Annotated in this window: 1 protein-coding gene and 1 pseudogene; one reads left to right on the forward strand and one right to left on the reverse strand. The window is 64.2% G+C overall.

Annotation, left to right across the window (positions count from 1 at the left end; all coding sequences use genetic code 11):
• The coding region (locus ENZ75_RS29145) for a dihydroxy-acid dehydratase (protein WP_206617124.1) at positions 1-1,175 on the forward strand (1,175 nt) is incomplete at its 5' end.
• 68 nt (positions 1,176-1,243) lie between these two features.
• On the opposite strand, the pseudogene ENZ75_RS29150 reads toward ENZ75_RS29145, so the two are convergent.
• Positions 1,244-2,305 (reverse strand): annotated as a pseudogene (locus tag ENZ75_RS29150) (hypothetical protein); the annotation flags it as partial.

A 2,305-nucleotide genomic window follows, 5' to 3' on the forward strand; every position in this document is an offset into this window, starting at 1 on the left:
ACCATGGACCGGGCACCTGCACCTTCTACGGCACGGCGAATTCCAACCAGATGCTGATGGAGATCATGGGCCTGCACACGCCGGGCGCGTCCTTCGTCAATCCAGGCACGCCGCTGCGCGAGGCTTTGACCCGCGAGGCGACCAAGCGGGCGCTGGCGATTACTGCGCTTGGCAACGCCTATACGCCCGTCGGGCGGATGATCGACGAGCGCTCGATCGTCAACGGCGTCGTCGGCCTGCATGCCACCGGCGGCTCGACCAATCACACCATCCACCTGATCGCCATGGCGGCGGCGGCCGGCATCGCCATCACATGGCAGGATATTTCCGACCTGTCGGAAGCGGTGCCGCTGCTGGCGCGGGTCTATCCGAACGGCCTCGCCGACGTGAACCATTTCCACGCCGCCGGCGGGCTCGGCTTCCTGATCCGCGAACTGCTCGACGAAGGCATCCTGCATGAGGATGTGCAGACGGTGTGGGGCGAAGGCCTGCGGCCCTATGCGGTCGAGGCAAAGCTCGGCGCCGACGGAGGCGTGGTGCGCGAAGCCTCGCCGCGGACAAGCGGCGACGAAAAGGTGCTGGCGCCTTTCAACAAGGCGTTCCAGGCGACCGGTGGCCTGAAGGTGCTGTCAGGCAATCTCGGCCACGCCGTCATCAAGACTTCCGCGGTGAAGCCGGAGCGGCGTATCATCGAGGCGCCGGCCAGGGTCTTCGACAGCCAGCAAGGGCTGAACGATGCGTTCAAGGCAGGCACGCTGACCGGCGACTTCATCGCCGTCATCCGCTTCCAGGGGCCGAAGGCCAACGGCATGCCGGAACTGCACAAGCTGACCACCGTGCTCGGCATCCTGCAGGATCGCGGCCAGCGCGTGGCGCTGGTCACCGACGGGCGCATGTCGGGCGCCTCCGGCAAGGTGCCGGCGGCGATCCATGTCACACCGGAAGCGGTCGAGGAGGGTCCTATCGCCAGGATCCACGAAGGCGACATCATCCGGCTCGACGCCGATGCCGGCACGCTGGAAGTGCTGGTGCCGGCCGGCGATTTCGCGCTGCGCCGGACGGCGGATGCCGACCTCATCGGCAACGAGTTCGGTTTCGGCCGCGAGCTGTTTGCCGGCTTCCGGCAATTGGTCGGCCGCGCCGATCATGGCGCCAGCGCCTTCGGCACGGCCTGACGGCAGTTCTGCGCAACCCATGAAAAGGGGCGGCACTTGGCCGCCCTCTTGCGGTTGTGCATACGATTCTATTGCACGGTTAGCTCAGCTCGCTCGCCGGCCTTGACCGTCACGTTGCCTTCTTTCGAACTGTTGTCGGATTTCTCCGAGACGACGGCATAGTCGCCCGCCGGGATCGCTGCCTGGTACTTCTGGTCGAATGCATAGCCAAGCGACTTGCGGTTGCCGTTGATGTCCTTCTTGGCCTCGAAAATCTCGATCTTCGAGGCTCCCGGCGCGGTGATCGCCAGCACGCCGGCATTCATTGCGATTTTCAGATCCTGAAATTCGCCGACCTTGACGGTGAACGGCTGCTCGACAACGGCGAGATCAACCGTCGCAATCAAGACATAGTCATCGGCCGGCAGATCGAATTTGCTGTCGGGTCCGTAGGCATAGGTCACCTCGTCCCTGGTTCCATCGATCTTCTTTTTTGCCTTGAGCACCTTGAAGCCGATGCCTGAACCGTCCGCCTTGTCGCCGCCGGCAGCATAATAAGCATTGGCAACGACATGGCCGACACCGACAATCATGTTCTTTTCCACGGTCTTGCCGGCAGCCAGCGGAATCGTTTCGGTAGCCACCCCCTGGCCGATCGTGACCGTCACTTTCTCGTCGCCGGCCGGCAACACGGCTTTCGTGGTCCCATAGAAGGTGGCGGGCATGTCAGCACCCGGATAATCGATGACGATAGCCGCGCCATCGACGACATCTGCCCCCTCGCTCGGTCGCGGATGGATGATGAGCGTGCCGGCATTCAAGTTGAAGAGAGGCGCGTAGACTTGGCCCGCCTCGATCTTGACTTTCTGCTCGGTCTTGGCCTGGCCGTCGCTGGCCACGACGATATAGTCGCCCGGTTCCAGATTGGCCTTGTAGGCGCCGTATTCGGTGCTGACGTAGTCGCCGCGCGTACCGTCGGGTTTCGCCTTGTAGATCTCCCAGGCGTTGCCGTCAGTGACGGGATCGCCGCCCTCGGCAAGCACCGCTATCGGCAGGAAATTGAAGTCCGGTTTGGCCGGCTCGGGCGCGGGTGCCGGCGCAGGTGCCGGAGCCGGTTCAGGAGCCGGCGCTGGTGCTGCCACGGTCTCGGC

It is taken from the genome of Mesorhizobium sp. M7A.F.Ca.CA.002.04.1.1, assembly GCF_004022805.1.
GTDB lineage: Bacteria > Pseudomonadota > Alphaproteobacteria > Rhizobiales > Rhizobiaceae > Mesorhizobium > Mesorhizobium ciceri.